General features: G+C 69.1%; 12 protein-coding genes. 5 read left to right on the top strand and 7 right to left on the bottom strand.

Going from position 1 to position 15,347, the window contains the following annotated elements:
• Positions 1–60: 60 nt before the first annotated feature.
• Positions 61–333 carry a hypothetical protein gene (locus tag IEZ15_RS25385; RefSeq protein ID WP_189279508.1) on the top strand — a complete coding sequence of 91 codons (273 nt, stop codon included), beginning with the start codon at positions 61–63 and terminating at the stop codon, positions 331–333.
• A gap of 516 nt (positions 334–849) precedes the next feature.
• Positions 850–2,265 carry an FtsW/RodA/SpoVE family cell cycle protein gene (locus IEZ15_RS25380; RefSeq protein ID WP_189279507.1) on the top strand — a complete coding sequence of 472 codons (1,416 nt, stop codon included), beginning with the start codon at positions 850–852 and terminating at the stop codon, positions 2,263–2,265.
• Between the two features lie 206 nt (positions 2,266–2,471).
• Here IEZ15_RS25380 and IEZ15_RS25375 read toward each other — a convergent pair whose 3' ends face one another.
• Positions 2,472–3,773: a cytochrome P450 gene (locus tag IEZ15_RS25375; protein WP_229846106.1), complete on the bottom strand. Its 1,302-nt coding sequence runs from the start codon at positions 3,771–3,773 to the stop codon at positions 2,472–2,474.
• 557 nt (positions 3,774–4,330) lie between these two features.
• On the opposite strand from IEZ15_RS25375, the gene IEZ15_RS25370 reads away from it, so the two are divergent.
• Together IEZ15_RS25370 and IEZ15_RS25365 are read left to right on the top strand one after the other, a co-directional pair.
• Complete coding sequence (locus tag IEZ15_RS25370) at positions 4,331–4,645, top strand: MazG nucleotide pyrophosphohydrolase domain-containing protein (protein ID WP_189279506.1); 315 nt, start codon at positions 4,331–4,333, stop codon at positions 4,643–4,645.
• A 704-nt stretch (positions 4,646–5,349) separates the two neighbouring features.
• Positions 5,350–5,553: a hypothetical protein gene (locus tag IEZ15_RS25365; RefSeq protein WP_189279505.1), complete on the top strand. Its 204-nt coding sequence runs from the start codon at positions 5,350–5,352 to the stop codon at positions 5,551–5,553.
• Positions 5,554–5,767: 214 nt separating this feature from the next.
• Here the strand turns inward: IEZ15_RS25365 and IEZ15_RS25360 are convergent, their stop codons facing one another.
• From IEZ15_RS25360 to IEZ15_RS25350, 3 genes are all read right to left on the bottom strand, one after another.
• On the bottom strand, positions 5,768–6,352 hold the full coding sequence (locus tag IEZ15_RS25360) for a rhodanese-like domain-containing protein (RefSeq protein WP_189279504.1): 585 nt from the start codon (positions 6,350–6,352) through the stop codon (positions 5,768–5,770).
• A gap of 122 nt (positions 6,353–6,474) precedes the next feature.
• A complete protein-coding gene (locus tag IEZ15_RS25355; RefSeq protein WP_189279503.1) occupies positions 6,475–7,863 on the bottom strand; it encodes an MBL fold metallo-hydrolase in 1,389 nt (462 codons plus the stop codon).
• A gap of 95 nt (positions 7,864–7,958) precedes the next feature.
• Positions 7,959–8,228 (bottom strand): rhodanese-like domain-containing protein, encoded by a 270-nt coding sequence (locus IEZ15_RS25350; RefSeq protein WP_189279502.1) that lies wholly within the window; start codon positions 8,226–8,228, stop codon positions 7,959–7,961.
• 490 nt (positions 8,229–8,718) lie between these two features.
• On the opposite strand from IEZ15_RS25350, the gene IEZ15_RS25345 reads away from it, so the two are divergent.
• Positions 8,719–9,540, top strand: a complete 822-nt coding sequence (locus IEZ15_RS25345; RefSeq protein ID WP_373302618.1) for an MFS transporter — start codon at positions 8,719–8,721, stop codon at positions 9,538–9,540.
• On the opposite strand, the gene IEZ15_RS25340 is transcribed toward IEZ15_RS25345, so the two are convergent.
• The 3 genes from IEZ15_RS25340 to IEZ15_RS25330 all read right to left on the bottom strand — a co-directional run bounded on the left by IEZ15_RS25340 (position 9,515) and on the right by IEZ15_RS25330 (position 15,341).
• Complete coding sequence (locus IEZ15_RS25340; RefSeq protein WP_189279501.1) at positions 9,515–10,066, bottom strand: DUF6174 domain-containing protein; 552 nt, start codon at positions 10,064–10,066, stop codon at positions 9,515–9,517. The genes IEZ15_RS25345 and IEZ15_RS25340 overlap by 26 nt on opposite strands.
• Before the next feature lie 144 nt (positions 10,067–10,210).
• On the bottom strand, positions 10,211–11,044 hold the full coding sequence (locus tag IEZ15_RS25335) for a hypothetical protein (RefSeq protein WP_189279500.1): 834 nt from the start codon (positions 11,042–11,044) through the stop codon (positions 10,211–10,213).
• A gap of 67 nt (positions 11,045–11,111) precedes the next feature.
• Positions 11,112–15,341, bottom strand: coding sequence for a S8 family serine peptidase (locus IEZ15_RS25330; protein WP_189279499.1), 4,230 nt, complete (start codon positions 15,339–15,341; stop codon positions 11,112–11,114).
• Between the last annotated feature and the right edge of the window lie 6 nt (positions 15,342–15,347).

Here is a 15,347-nt window from a genome sequence, read left to right as displayed (position 1 = left end):
CGAGCGACGCGCGCTCCGTCATCTGCACAACACCTCCCGAGTTCTCTGCGGATTCGTGCGGTGACTGGCGGCCTGTGGCGTACGGTCGACCCTGCTGAGGCAGCACGCCGGCACAGCGGGGCGGGCCGGTCCGAACCGGGATTCGCCTCGCGCCCCGGCGCCGCGCCCAATCGGCGTGGCGTTCCAGGCGTCCACCACGGCCGCCGGTGGGGCGGCGGCTCGGCCATGCGCGGCGAGCCCTCCGGCTACGACGAGAAGGCCGCCGAACTCTCGCGGCCGGTCCCCGTCGACGTCATGTCGCACGCGCTGTGCGCGCAGTTCACCCTGACCTGACGGATGCAGGACCGGGCCGGCGTCAAGTTCGTCCGCATGACCGACACGGAGGAAGGGACTGCCGACGGGACGCGGGTCCACGGCGACTTCACCCACCAGGCGTGCCGGGCCGCGTGGGGGCCGGTGAACGAATGGTTGTGGATCGATGCGGACGAGACCGAGCGCCACCGCCGGGTCCTCGACGCGGTGTGCGCGCCGATCGGCGTCACCGAGCGAGGAAGGCTGCGATCCGTGTCCCGCATTGAGTCCAACCTGTGTAGGTGTATCGGGTGCCCAGGATTCGGGGGCAAATCCCAGTCCGGCCACACCACAGGAACCACGCACACTTCCTTTACGTCTTAGGCGACATCCAAGGCGACAGCGCCGCCGACTCCGTCGGCTTCGACGTCGTCGTCCCCGTCCGAGATCACTACCGCACCCACTCCCAGCCCCGGCCCCAGCCTCTCGGAGGAAGAGCAGAAGGCCAGCTCGCTGTGCGGTATGCAGTAGGCAAGCCGTGAGGGGCCCTGTCGCACAATGAGCATCACTACGAACACGTCGGCGCACCACACATCCACGATCGGCGCGCCGATCCGGCGCAACACCGAGCTCGCGCTGCTGGTGTTCGCCGTCGTCATCCCGGTGTTCGCCTACGCCAATGCGGGCCTGGCCATCAACAACCAGGTGCCGTCCGGCCTGCTGAGCTATGGCCTGGGCCTGGGCCTGCTGGCCGGGGTCGCCCATCTCGTCGTGCGGAAGTTCGCGCCGTACGCGGACCCGCTGCTGCTGCCGCTGGCCACCCTGCTGAACGGACTCGGCCTGGTCGTCATCTGGCGGCTGGACCAGTCCGAACTGCTGCAGTCGATCAAACAGGCGGGAACGGCAGCGCCGCGGCAGCTGATGTACACGACGATGGGCATCGCCCTCTTCATCGTCGTCCTGATCTTCCTCAAGGACCACCGCGTCCTGCAGCGCTATACCTACATCTCCATGGTGGGCGCCCTGTTCCTCCTGCTGCTGCCGCTGGTCCCGGGCCTGGGCGCCAACATTTACGGCGCCAAGATCTGGATCCATGTCGGCAGCTTCAGCATCCAGCCCGGTGAGTTCGCGAAGATCGTGCTCGCGGTCTTCTTCGCCGGCTACCTGATGGTCAAGCGCGACGCGCTGGCCCTGGCCAGCCGCCGCTTCATGGGCCTGTACCTGCCGCGCGGCCGCGACCTCGGCCCGATCCTGGTCATCTGGTTCCTCTCGATCCTGATCCTGGTCTTCGAGACCGACCTCGGCACGTCTCTGCTGTTCTTCGGAATGTTCGTCATCATGCTGTACGTCGCCACCGAGCGCACCAGCTGGATCGTCTTCGGTCTGCTGATGTCCGCGGCCGGTGCCGTCGGCGTCGCCTCCTTCGAGCCGCACGTCCAGCAGCGTGTCCAGGCCTGGCTCGACCCGCTGAAGGAGTACACGCTCAGCCGCCAAGACATGGTCGGTCACTCCGAGCAATCGATGCAGGCGCTGTGGGCGTTCGGCTCCGGCGGCACCCTGGGCACCGGCCTCGGCCAGGGCCACTCCGACCTCATCCGGTTCGCCGCCAACTCCGACTTCGTCCTCGCCACCTTCGGGGAGGAACTGGGCCTGACGGGCATCATGGCGATCCTTCTGATCTACGGCCTGATCGTGGAGCGCGGCGTGCGCACCGCCCTCGCCGCCCGCGACCCGTTCGGCAAACTGCTCGCCATCGGCCTGTCAGGCGCGTTCGCCCTGCAGGTCTTCGTCGTCGCCGGCGGTGTGATGGGCTTGATCCCGCTGACTGGTATGACGATGCCGTTCCTGGCGTACGGCGGTTCCTCCGTCATCGCCAACTGGGCCCTCGTCGGCATCCTGATCCGCATCAGCGACACCGCGCGCCGCCCGGCAATCGCCCCCAACCCCGAGATGGCTCAGGTCGTCCGCCCGTGAACAAGCCGCCGGACGGCGACCGGATCGACTTGGCAGTCCTTGAAGGCGCCTGTTCAACGAGCACGGTCATGCCGTCCGCGGCCCAGTACTCCGGCCCGGTCGTCGCGGTGAGTTCGGCGAACATGCCGTCGGCAGCGAGCAGATGCGCGCCGTACTCGCGAGCGAGATTGCGCACGACCTGGATCTTCGGGTCGAGCAGGACGGCCTCAGCTGCGCAAGGTGGCACGCAGCCGCAAGCCGACAGTTGCGAGACCTTCGAAGGTGGTGACCTGGTAGCTGGGTTCCGGTCCTGACGGCTCGCTCAAGTGGTAGCAGCGGGCGGTCTGCGCAGTCAGGAGCGTCAGCATCGTCATGGCCAGAGCGGCTCCCTCGCAGCCATGCGGCCCGGTACCGAAGGAGAGGAAGACCCCGGGTTTCGCTGGCGGGCCCGAATCATCGAGCCAGCGCTCGGGCTGGAACTGGTCCGGCTCGGAGTGTTCCCGTGCGTCGCGGTGGGCGGTGTAGGGGCAGACGAGAACGGTGGACCCGGCGTCGATGGTGTAGTCGGCGAGCTGAGTCTGTCGCGTGGCGCGCCGGGTCAGTAGCCAGGTCGGGGGGTGCAGTCGGAGCACCTCGCGTACCAGTGCCTGGGTGTACTGCAGGCTGTCGAGGTGGGTGCTGGTCGTCGCGGCCGGGTTCGCGGGCAGCAAGGCGGCTTCGGCCGCGACGCGCTCCGCTGCCTGGGGGTGTCGGGCCAGGTAAAGCAGGATCCATCCGGCTGCCCGGGAAGGTGTCTCGAAGGTGGCGACGGTGATTCCGGGGAGAGTGTCGAGGATGGCCTCTTCCGGCAGTAGGCCGTAGCCGGAGGAGGGCCGGAGCATCTGTCCCAGCATGTCGTCACCGAGCCGGCCCGATGAACGGCGCCGGCGGACGATGGGCCGCAAAGCGTTGGTGAAGGCGAGTTGCTGCCGCGTGCGGAACCGCCGTGCCGGTGTGGGGATCCAGCGCGGCCATACCCAGCGCGAGGGGCGTACGAGCACCTCCCGGGCCAGGAAGAGCTGTGAGGCAAAGGGCAGCAGGGTGGGAGCGTCTTCGGAGAAGAGGTAGCGCACGCCGATCTCTGCCAGGGCGTGCCGGACCAGGGGCAGTATCTCGACGTCCTGGCCTGCGGGCCACTGGTCAGCAAATCGAGCGGCCCCGGGCGCAATCTCACCGATCCGGGCTGCAACCGCCTGCGGGCGTAGTCCGCGCATGCGGGCGGCGTGGGCGTGCGCGCGCTCCTCATTCGTCGGTGCTCCGCTCGACCGCTTCAACGGCGGGAAGAGAGGCGAGGATGCCTGGGCGAAGTCCTGCGCGCGGCGCAGGACTGCTTCACACGGCCCGGCCGCAGCGGCTACGTAAACCCCCGGCTCCAGCTGCCAGACGTCCCCGCACTCGTCAGCACCACGGCGCGCCAGCGCTAGCCGGTCGTGGCTCCAGGCTGCGAAGCTGCCTTCGGGCAACCTCGGCGGCTCATTCATTCGGCCCATGAGATCGTCCCTGACTCTCGTACCTGGCCAGGCCGATATCGTCGGCAGCGTGTCTGGGAGCCGGCGGGCGCCCGGGGGCGCCCGCCGACAGTGCGGTCAGACCCTGTCGTCGCCGACGTACGCATCCCATGCGACCCCATACGCACCGTAGTGGCGGGTGAAGGACAGCTTGCCGAGCAGCTTGGCGATCATGATGCACTCCTCTCGCCTGTCTTCAGCACCAAATGCCACATACGCCATTTTGCCACATATGTCACATTCGGGGCACCAGTCGCACGCATCGACATAGGCCCTGTTCTCGTATAGCCGCGGCTCCGCCGGCCTCGTCAGCTCCGGTCGACGACTGCCTCAGCCTCCTGGGCGCTCGCTGCCGCGGTCTCACCGAGTTCCGCCCAGCGCCCCCGGGAGTACTGCTCACGATGGTGCACCGTACGCGTCCCGACCCTGCGCAATCGCGGATCGCTCCCGACCCGCACTCCACCGACCCTGCCTGCTGCTACGTGACACCCCGGTCGCAGCCAAGAGGTTACGCAGGGCGCGTACGGAAAGGCTGAGACATGGACCTCAACGAACTTCAGCGCCGCGCCCTGCGCATCCATGACCTTTACGACGAGCTGAACCTGCGGGAACGTGGCCGGGTGTGGACACGCGAGGAGTTCATGCTCGGCTTCGTCGGGGACGTCGGCGATCTGGCAAAGCTCGTCATGGCACAGGAAGGCGCTCGTGACATGCCGGGTGGCCGTCCCGCTCTGGAGCACGAACTCGCGGACTGCCTGTGGTCCGTGCTGATCCTCGCGCACCAGTACAACGTCGATCTGAAGGCTGCGTTCCTGCGCACGATGGACGAGCTCGACCGGTCTCGTCGACATTGATCAGGCAATGGTGCACCAAGTGACTTCCGACGCCGTCTGCGCTGTCACGCCGATGCCGGAGCGGGCAGAGTCAGCTGATGGTGATGTGGAGCCGGTTGTCCTCCGTCAGGTGCATGGCGAGAATGGGCGGTTGCAGTCCTGCATTCCCCGGTCAGCGGCTTCGAACTCTGGGAGCGGCGGCAGGATCGGTGTCGAGTCCGGGACCTCGCGCATCTGCGTCCGGACTCCGCGCCCTGCACGGAACCGTCCTCTGCCCATCCACGCCCTGTGAGACCTGTGAGCCTCACTCCCCATTCCCGCAGGTGGACCCGTTGTGCTGCGAGGCTGTCACGTGTGAGTGCAGTAACACCCGACGCCTGCGGCTGCTGCTCCTGGCCCTGCTGCATCCCAAGGAAAGCAGCAGATCAGAGCCGCAATTGGAAGCGCGGACCGGATGCGGTGCCGTTCGCCTGCTGGGTCGAGCGGGGGAGGGCGCGGGCGCAGCGGGGGTCATCGCGTGTGCTTCGGGTCCGCTCAAACCGGGGTTTGACCCTGGCAAGTGACAAAGAGGGCTTTCATGTTAATACCGTGTGATGTGTTGTTCCCCTGCTGAGCAAGGAGTACCTGTGGCCAACAGTTTTTCAACTCGGTGAGATCCCGCACGGCTTGGTGTTCACCGAGACCGGCGGTCTCATCCACCACAAGCACACACCATCATCCTGACCGTGCCGCCGCCCAACGCCGGCCCGTGGGGCGACTCATGGCTCAGCTTCGGCTGCGCCTGGGGGGACACCGAGCTCGGCGTGAGTGTTTGCACCGGCAGCAACTTCGGAACCCAGAAGGTCGTTATCGGCCATTTGAAGAAGGACGGTGGGGATTCGGCGGACGACGTGCCGATCAGCCGGCTCCTCGAACATCTCGGGACCTGACACACCCTGCTGGTACTCCAGGCCGCCCCGGCCGGGGTACCAGCAGGGTGTGCGGTCGCCCGCTGTGCGGAGCCCTGCTGCATGCAGAAGGCGGTGCGCCCGCGCTCGCAGCACCGCCCTACCGGCCGGTGGGCAACTTGCCGGTATCGGTGTGTTCCGCGCGAGATCTATGCACGGCTGCTGCACGTGGCAGCCGGTGCGCATACCAGGGCGGTCATGACGTGCCCCGCAGTTCTGCGATCACGCTGCGGATATCGGTGCGCGGTCCGCGGTTGTAGGGGAGCTTGGACAGCAGGACGCCCATGGCACAGGAGTTGCTCAGAGCCGCGTACGTCAGGCCTGCGCCGACCGCGGTTCCGATGAGGTGGGCGCCGGGAACGAAGAGGCCCACCACCCCGGTGGCGAGGACAATCGAACCGGCGACGAGCCGAACCTGGCGCTCCATGTCCCAGCGGTCGGCGCCGCGGTTCGCGGGAGCGCCTGCCATCTCCCAGGCATTGATGCCGCCCTCCAGTACGCGCAGGTTCGGCAGACCGGCCTCGGCCAGAGCCTTTTCAGCCTGGGCGGCGCGGGCCCCGGAGCGGCAGACCAGGATGACCTCCTCGTCGAGGTGGGCCAGCAGTTCGTTCCGGTGCTCGCGCAGGGTGCTGAGGGGCACGTTGTAGGCGCCGGGGATGTGGACCGTGCGGAACTCACCGGGTGTGCGCACGTCGAGGATTCGCGGTGCGCGTTCCTCCTGTACGAGGCGGTGCAGTACGGCGGGGGTGATCGAGGGGGTCTGGGTGGACTTCTCAGTCATGGGAGGCTCCGTTCGAAGAGAGTTCAGATACCCAGGGGGTATAAATCGGTCCTGAGTGACCGCCTCGGACGGGGGATGACCCTCTGTCCGGGGCGTGCCGGGACGCTGCGGGAGGCAGGCGGTCAGGCGCCGGCGGGTTCCGTCGGCAGGGCCCAGGCGGCGTAGCCGCCGAGGATGTCGGAGACGTCCTCGAAGCCGCGGTGGCGCAGGAGGCTGGCCGCGATCGAGGAGCGGTAGCCACCGGCGCAGTGCAGGACGAGGGGCCGGTCGGCGGGGATCTCGCCCAGGCGCGTGGGCAGTTCGCTCAGGGGTATGTGCATGGCGCCTTCGATGAAGCCGTTCGCGCTGCGCTCTCCGCAGGTGCGCACGTCGATGATGAGCGGAGGGTTCTGCCCTCGTAGGGTGGTGCGCAGCTGTGCGGCAGTCAGGCGACTCGCGGGAGTGACCTCCTCGGTCAGCTCTTTCAGGGCGTCCTCGGGGTTGCGCAGGTAGCCCACTGCACGGTCGAAGCCGATACGGGCGAGGCGGGTGACGACTTCCTCCTCCCGGTTCTCCGGAGCCATGACTATCAGCTTGTCGGCGGGGTCGAGGACGGTGCCGGCCTGTTCGGCGAACCGGCCCTCGGCGGGTACGTTGACGGCCCCACGCAGGTGACCGTTGGCGAACTCCTCCGGGGAACGGGAGTCGACCACGACCGCCCCTGCCTGTCGCAGCTCGGTGAACTCGGTCAAAGACAGTGGGCGGGGCGCCGCGGCCGGGTCGAACAGGAGACGGTTCTTGCGGTTGAGTTCCGCGTCGAAGGCGAAGTAACCGGGCGCGGCGGACTGGCCGGCGGTGACGAGTGCGACGAAGTGCTCACGGCTCATCGGCGCGCAGGCGTAGTTGGTGGCGCGCTGCTCTCCGATGGTGGACTGCTTCTCGGTGGAGAGGTTCTTGCCGCAGGAGGAGCCGGCGCCGTGGGCGGGGAAGACCCGGACCGCTTCGGGCAGCGCCATCAGCTTGTTCTGGACGCTGTCGTGAAGCATCGCACCGAGTTCGTCGGCGGTCACGCCCACGGAGGCGAGCAGATCGGGACGGCCGACGTCGCCGATGAACAAGGCGTCGCCGGTCAGCACCCCGTAGGGAACCGTGTCGTCGGCGTGCTCGTACACAAGGACGCTGATCGACTCGGGAGTGTGCCCGGGGGTCTCCATGATCTGCAGGGTGACACCGCCGAGGGAGACACGTTCGCCGTCGGTGAACTTGCGGATGGGGTACTCGGTCTCGGCGCGGCGGCCGTAGCCGATCCAGGCGCCGGTGCGGTCGGCCATCTCCAGGTGCCCGGCGACGAAGTCGGCGTGGAAGTGGGTGTTGATGACGCCCGTGACGGTGAGTCCGTGCGCCTGGGCGTCGGCCAGGTACTCCGAGACGTCTCTGCGCGGGTCGACGACCACGGCCTGGCCGGTCGTCTCGTCGGCGATCATGTACGACGCCTGTGACAGGCAGTCGAGGTAGTACTGGGTGAAGAGCACGGCAAACCCTCCGTCGGGGGACGCGCACCCGGGCGGGTGCGGAAAGTTGCTCGAAGGCGCGACAGCGCCTTCCGAATGGGGCCGGGGTTCAGGCTTCAGGCGGCCTCAGCCGCAGCGCCACGGTCGAGTGAGTGACCTGCCCGGGTCCATGCGGCGGTGCCGCCTGCGACCGAGACGGCGTCCACACCGAGAGCCTCAAGCTGCTCGGCGGCCCAGCCGCTGCGGTTACCACTCGCGCAGATCACGTAGACGGGCTGATCCCCGGGCAGGGCACTCACGACAGCGCCGAGCGTGGACAGCGGCGCGGGGTGGGCACCGGGCACATGGCCGGCCCGGTACTCGTCGGGCTCCCGGACATCGATCACAGATCCACTTCACGCATGAAGACTTCCTCGCTCTCGGATACCCCCGTAGGTATTGCTTGCCTCCGACCGTAGACAGCCCTGCGGGAGGAAGTCAAATACCCCCATGGGTATTCTGCGTCACGGACGAAAAATACCTGTGGGGGTATGTTGACCCTGCAGATTGTCGGATCTCGGGCGGAAAGGAGGAGCGATGGAACAGCGGACCGGTGTGGTCCCGCCCACGCCCGGAGTGCGGCTGGGCCTCCGGGAGAACTGAGCCCAGTTCACTCTGCTCGTGATCGTCACAGCCAGTGTCGGTTCGCTCGTCGGGTCTGGAGCGCACGACGGTCCCGCTCATCGGCACTGACGTCTTCGGACTGACGAGTTACCTGGCCGTCTTCTCCTTCATCGTCGCCTTCGGCCTCGCCAAAGCCCTCACCAACCTCGCGGCAGGCGCCCTCAGGCCCGTTTCCGGCGCCGGCAACTCCTCCTGGCAGGGTGGCTCATCGGTGTGCCGGTGCCCTTCGTCCTGGCGTGGGGCCCGTCCTGGTGGTGGGTCCTGGCCGCGAACGTCCTGCTGGGCGTCAACCAGGGCATGACGTGGTCGATGACCGTGAATATGAAAATCGACCTTGTGGGGTCGGCGCGCCGGGGTCTGGCCACTGGGCTCAACGAGGCTGCCGGATACGTCGCCGTCGGTACGACGGCCCTGCTCACCGGCTACCTGGCAGCCTCCCACGGCCTGCGGCCGGCCCCCGAAGCGATCGGCGTCTTCTTCGTCGCCGCCGGGTTCGGTCTTTCGTTCCTGGTACGGGACACCAGCGCCCATGTCGCCCTCGAACCTCCCCGGACGCCGCCCGCCCGGGCCCCCAAGGAACGGGCCCGTCATTCGCCGCAGTGTTCGCGCGCACATCGTGGCGCGCTGGATCACGGAACGACCGGGCCGGTGACACTCGCCGGGCGCTCGCACTCGTATCCGGAAGGCCGAACCCGGCCAGCCGACCCCGGGATCCGACTCAGACATCGTCCTTCCCGAAGCAAGCACCCCGGCGCATTCGGTGAACAGCTCGGCCGGCGCGACGGCCTGGCGGCCCCAGAAGGCCTGCCGGCGTGGCCCCGGCCGGTCGGGCGGACCCCGGTGGGGGAGCCTTGTGGCCGGCCGCGGCGACACCGGCCCCGCGGCGGACCACTGCCTCGAAGCGCTGACCGAGGGAAGCGATCACGCCCGTGTGCACGGCCAATGGCTGCACACCGGACGGTGTGTGGCCATCACTGCTTGCAGACCCGGCCGTTTGGGGGCGTGCCGGTCAGGGGAGTTCGCGGTATTCGGTGATGAGGTAGTCGGCCTCGTCATCGATGGCATTCGCCAGCCAATCGATGTGAATCTCAGTGGGGTGTCCATCTGCGGCAAATACCGCCTCCGCGACATCAGCCTCGCCTGCACGGGCCTTCTGGACGTCAGTGAGGAGAATGGCAAGCGTCGGGACATCCTGCGGATTCTCCTCGACGGTACGCCGGGCCGACTCGTCGAGACCGATCGCCTTGACGACCTTCCCGTTTCCCACGGTGATCCGGTACTCTCCAAGGCCGCCTCGCTCTCCGGACTCGGAGAGAAGCCGGAAAGAATACCGGTCCGGTTCGGACCATCGGGCTGCCTTTGCCTTGACACCTCCTTCGGCGCCGGCCGGTGTGGACCCTGCGTCGCAGCCGACCACGGTGAGGGCAAGCGCAGCGGATGCGGCGAGCAGATACGTGCTGGATTTCGTCACGGACAGGCCTTTCAGCAGCTCAATTGCCCCTTCGACGGCTTCACCATTGATTCGGTTCCTGCCCAGGCCTGCGCGGAGTTGCTCTTCCACGTCGACGCATGATGGGCAACCCAAGTGATGAGATCCCGGGAGTAGCTCACCGTGCCCGTGAGGCCGGTCACGCTCACACGTGACCACGCGTCGTTCCCCAGTTGCTCAAGCGGGGCCACCGCATGCGCAGTCCGGTGGAAGCGGTCAGCGGGCGGGGCAGTCGTGCCTCGTGCCCGACGCGGTGGCGTACGACTCCAGAACCCGCTTCAGCGCCGCGGGATCATTCGTTCCATGCGTTCCGACGGCGCCGTCCGCCGCCTTGTCCTTGACGCGCACGAGCTTGAAGTAGGCGGTCCCGATGGCGCCCCCGCATTCGATGGTGCGGGTGTATGCGCCCTTCACTGTTCCCGGATGCCTGCCGTCGAGATACATCTCCTCCTCCGCAGACGGCCCGTAGTAGGCGGTCATACTGAACAGGTCCAACTCGCCCCGATTCAAATCGCATTGTTCCGTCAGTGCGCGTCCCGCAGGCTTCTCGGTGACGTCTGTTACGCGCAGCCGAGCAGCCTCACGCCCGGTCACCACGCCGCGGCAAGTGCCCGTCGCCCGGCTGACGGGCCGCTTCGTCCACTCCGTGCGGTCGACAGTTCCTGGACGTTCGCCGAGTGCGCCCTCGCAGTGGGCGTGGCCGGCTGCACGACGCGCCGTCTCGGTCGCGACACGTGCTACTTGGAGCACCTGCTGGGCGGAGAGATCCTCCGACTTCCAGCTCGTCTCGGCCGTGACAAGCAGACCAGCGCCCGCCATCGCCTTGCAGTCGACCAGCACAGCGGCTCCTGGCGAATACCCGCTTTCGAAGGACCCGGTCCAGCCGTGACCGATCGGCGTTGCCGATTCGTCCGCGGCGGGGCCGCTCGCCCGGTAGGCAGCCCGCGGCCATACCCGGATCTTGAGGACCGGCCCGCCGTCATGGCCCTCGGCCCAGACCGAGCAGCCGCGCTGGGCGGCCCGGCCGTCGTGATCGTTGCGCTGATCCACCGGCCGCGTCAACGCGGGGACCGGGCGTCCGGACAGAGGTTCCGTCCGGGCGCCCGGCCCGTAGCGATCAGCGGCGCAGGTCGAGACGGTGCACGCCGCCGTCGACGGTGCCGACGTAGAGCATGCGGCCGTCGGGGCTCGCAGCCAGTTTGGTGGTGTCGGTGTTCTGCAGGCCGGTTGAGATGTTGTGCCAGCTCAGACCGTGGTCGGTGCTGCGCAGTACGCCGCGGCCGCCTTGCAGGAGGCCGCTGGCCCCGGACCTGGTGGTGGCCGCGTAGAGCGTGTCCTCGACCTGGAGCAGGTCGGAGACATGGATCGCGAGAGCGCCGGTGTCCGCGGTGCGGAAGGTCCGGCCGCCGTCGGTGCTGACGCGGATGCTCTCGCCGCCGACGACGAGACGCCGTCCGTCGAGGTCGATCGCGGTCACCGGGCCGTCGGCGACCTTGGTGACGGTCACCCCGCCGTCGTCGGACCGGTAGAGACCGGCGGTGTTGCCGAGCCACAGGCGCAGCGGATTTGCGGGGTCGCCCGCGATGGTGTCGAAGGAACGCTCGTGGTAGAGGTTCTTCCACGTCGCGCCGCCGTCACTGGTGGCGAACAGCCCCTGCCCCAGAAGGCTTCGGAAGCTGACCATGACCCGGTTCGGGTCGGCGGGGTGGACCAGGAGCGCTGTCGGCACCTCCGCCGAACTGCCCCTCTTCTCCCAGGTGGCACCGCCGTTGCCGCTGCGCTCGACGGTGAATGAGCCGAACGCGGTGCGCCGCACCTTCCAGATCACCTTCGGATCCTTGGCCGACACGGCAAGTTGCGGGACGGTGACGCCCCTCCTGCCCTCGCCGCCCGACTGGCCCCACTCCGGGCTCGCGACGGGAAGAGCGGTGCGGTAGACCGCGCTGTCGGTGGCGGCGAGCAGATGACCGTCACTGACCGCGAGATCGTTGACGGTCAGTCCCTGGACACCGATCCGCCGATATCCGGTGCCGTCCGCGGCACCCCGGTAGAGACCGTCCTGCTCGCTGGAGACGGTGACGGAACCGTCGGCCCAACGGTCGTAGTCCATCGGTAGCGCTGCGCGCGACGGCGCGGCGACCGTGGTCCACGTCCGACCGTGGTCGCGGCTGAGTCGGCCGCTGCCGGACAGCGTGCTCAGGTACAGGTCGTCACCCGACATGGTCAGGCGGAGGCCGCCGTCCGTCATGGACAGCAGGGTGGTCCAGGTCTCCCCGCCGTCACGGGAACCGACAACTCCCCGGCCCGGGACATACACCGCCACGACCGAGGAGTCGGCGGCCGGCCCGCCGACGCCCCCGCCGGACGGGGCGAAGAGCAGGCGTGCCTCGCCGGGGTTGCCCGAGCCGATGCCGGAGCGGGCCCAGACGCCGTGATACGTCGTCATATAGAGGGTGTCACCGGTGACGGCGACGGCGGTGATGCTGCCGGTGACGCCGGTCGGATACGTCGTCCAGTGGTCGCCCGCGTCCGTGCTGACCAGCAGTGCGTCCGAGGTGACCGCGACCAGGGTGCGGGTCTGTTCATCGGCGGCGAGCGCCACGACGCGGGTGTCCGGGACGTCGAGCGTGCGCCAGGTCCGACCGTTGTCATCGGTGCGCAGGATGGCGCCCCGGCGACTGCCGTCGTGAACGCTGTTCACGGCGTACCACCAGCGGTCGGGGTTCTTCGTGTCCACCACGAGCGGACCCGTGCCGTCCGCGACCGGTAGTCGGCCCAACTGGCGCCAGGAGGCGCCGCTGTCGGTGGTCAGCCAGGGGGCCGCCTTCTGGTACTGGGTGAGGACGGCCTGCTTCGGCCGACTCGGCGAGAGGGCGACCGAACCGGCCTCGCTGTTGGGGCCGACCGGCTCCCAGCGGTCCCCGCGACTGTCGACCGGGGTGACCTCGAAGGCGCCGGCGCCGGTGAGCCGCTGCCCGGTGCCGGCGGTGCCGCGTACCGAGACCCGGTAGGCGCCGGCCACCCTGCCGGTCACCTCGGCCCGGTAGTAGCCGCTGGCGGGATCGAGCGTGGAAGTGACATCGACGGCCTTGCCGCGAGGCGGGGTGACGGTGACGACCGGCGGTGCGGCCAGCCGGGTCGGCGGGGCGATGTGCACGGTTGAGTGACCGTCGCTCGGGTCGGGTGCGGCCTGGACGGCCAGATACCGGACGGCGAGCAGGTAGGGCACTCCGATCGCCGGTCCCCGATCGGGAGTCGCCGTGAGACGGCCGCTGATCTCGGTGTCGGCCGCCGGTCGGGCGACGCGCAGCGAGACCGTGACGGTCGCGGTCCCCCCGGCCGGTACGGTGACCCGCTTCGGCGAGACCGTGGCCGGACCGTCGGTCCGCAGCGAGGTCGCGACCGGCCGCTTGCCGGGGTTCCGCAGCGTCACCTTCGCGATGCCGCCGATGTGACGCCGGGACAGATCGGCGAGTCCGAACGACACCGACGCCGGCGAGGCGCTGACCTTGGCCGAGGCGGCCGCGGCCACATCGAGCCGGCCCGAGCCCTGCGTCGTCGGCCCGGTGCCGCTCAGCGGCTTCGCGGTGCCGATCAGCTCGGCCTTGATCTCGGCGGGCGTCCGGCCGGGATGCAACTGGCGCAGCAGGGCCGCAGCGCCGGCGACGTGCGGGGCGGCCATCGATGTGCCCGACATGCGGTACTGGCCGGGCCCGTACAGTGCCTTGGGCACGGTGGAGCGGATCTCCACGCCCGGTGCGACCAGATCGGGCTTCGAACCGAAGTCCTGTGCGGGACCGCGTGAGGAGAACGAGGCGATCCGGTCGGTGGTGTCGGTGCCGCGCAGCGTCACCGAGACCTTCCCGGCGGCGAGTCGGGCGCTCAACTCCGTGTACTGGGTCGAGTCGATGCCCATGACCACCAGGTGGTCCATGCGCAGCGAGTCGCCGGAGGCGTCGATCCGCGCGGGCGAGGACGGCACCTGGGCCACTCCCGGCTCAGTGTTCACTTCCGGCGGCCGGACCTCTCCCGGCGCTCCGGCGACGAACACCGGGCCGTCGTTGGAGGGCAGGCCGGCCAGCACGGCGATCGCGCCGCGCTTCTCCGCCTCCTTCGCCCACTCCACGGCGTTCGCCGTCAGGTACCGGGCGTCGGAGGCGATGAGCATCTCGGCCCGCACGATCTTTCCGCGTACGTCGCCGACCCGCTTCCAGTCCTCGGCGGTGCCCTCGCCTACGTCGACGAGCGGCGCCGTGACGGGGTGCTCCGGCGGGTTCGCGGACAGGATGCCGCGGTAGGTCTGGATCAACTCGGGTTTCTTGCCGGCCAGATAGGCGCTGGGCAGCCGCAGATTGCTTGTCGACGCGCCGACCGCGACCACGCCGTCGGCCGTTGCGGGGCTGCTGACCGTACCCGTGCCCGGTCCGTCGTTGCCGGCCGCGGCCACCACGACCACACCGGCTTGTACGGCCGCGGTCGCGGCGCGGCCCAGCGGGTCGGTGCCGTCGCCGGGGCCGCCGAGGCTCATGTTGATGACATCGGCGCGGTGCGGGTTGGCCGGATCGGAGGCCGCCTCGATTCCGGCGATGATGTCCGACGTGTAGCCGGAGCCGTCGGCGTCCATCACCTTGTAGGCCAGCAGATTCGCGCCGGGCGCGACGCCGGTGACGCCGCCCTTCTCAGCCGCCTTGCCCGCGATGATGCCGGCGACGTGGGTGCCGTGGCCGTTGTCGTCCTTGGGGTCCTCGTCACCGTTGACGAAGTCGTGTCCGCCGACGACCTTGTGCCCCTTGCCGAGTCCGCCGCCCAGGTCGGGGTGGGTGTAGTCCACGCCGCTGTCCAGGATCGCGACGGTGGTCCCCTTGCCGGTGACGCGGCTTCCGGCCGGGTCCTTGCGCTGCCAGACGCCGGGTGCGCCGATCAGCGGCACGCTCACGTCCGTCTTCGTCAGCACCCGGGTGTCGGGGTGGACGGCGGTGACGCCCGGCAGCGATGACAGCCGCCCAACCTCGGACGCGGGCACCGTCATTGCCACGGCATCGATGAGCAGACCCAGTTTGCGGGTCGCCGAAGGGTGCAGCCCGGCGCTCTTCGCCGAGCCGAGGAACGTCTCCTGCCGCGCGTCGAGCGCGCGGCGGGCGGCGCCGACGCCGTGGGCGGCCTCGGCGGACAGCAGCGATCCACCGGGCGCGGCGGTGACCGCTGGGTTCCCGGACAGTTCGACGAGCACTCGTTGCGACGGGTCGGGCGTGGACGCGTTGGCGGCACCCGGTGTCGCCGCCAACGTGCCGGCGAGAACAACGGCGGCGAGGGCGGCGTGACGCGATCTTCGTGACTTCATTGCCATGCGTAA

It is taken from the genome of Streptomyces atratus, assembly GCF_014648655.1.
Classification (GTDB): Bacteria; Actinomycetota; Actinomycetes; order Streptomycetales; family Streptomycetaceae; genus Streptomyces; species Streptomyces atratus.
This window is presented reverse-complemented; position numbering and strand designations above follow the sequence as displayed.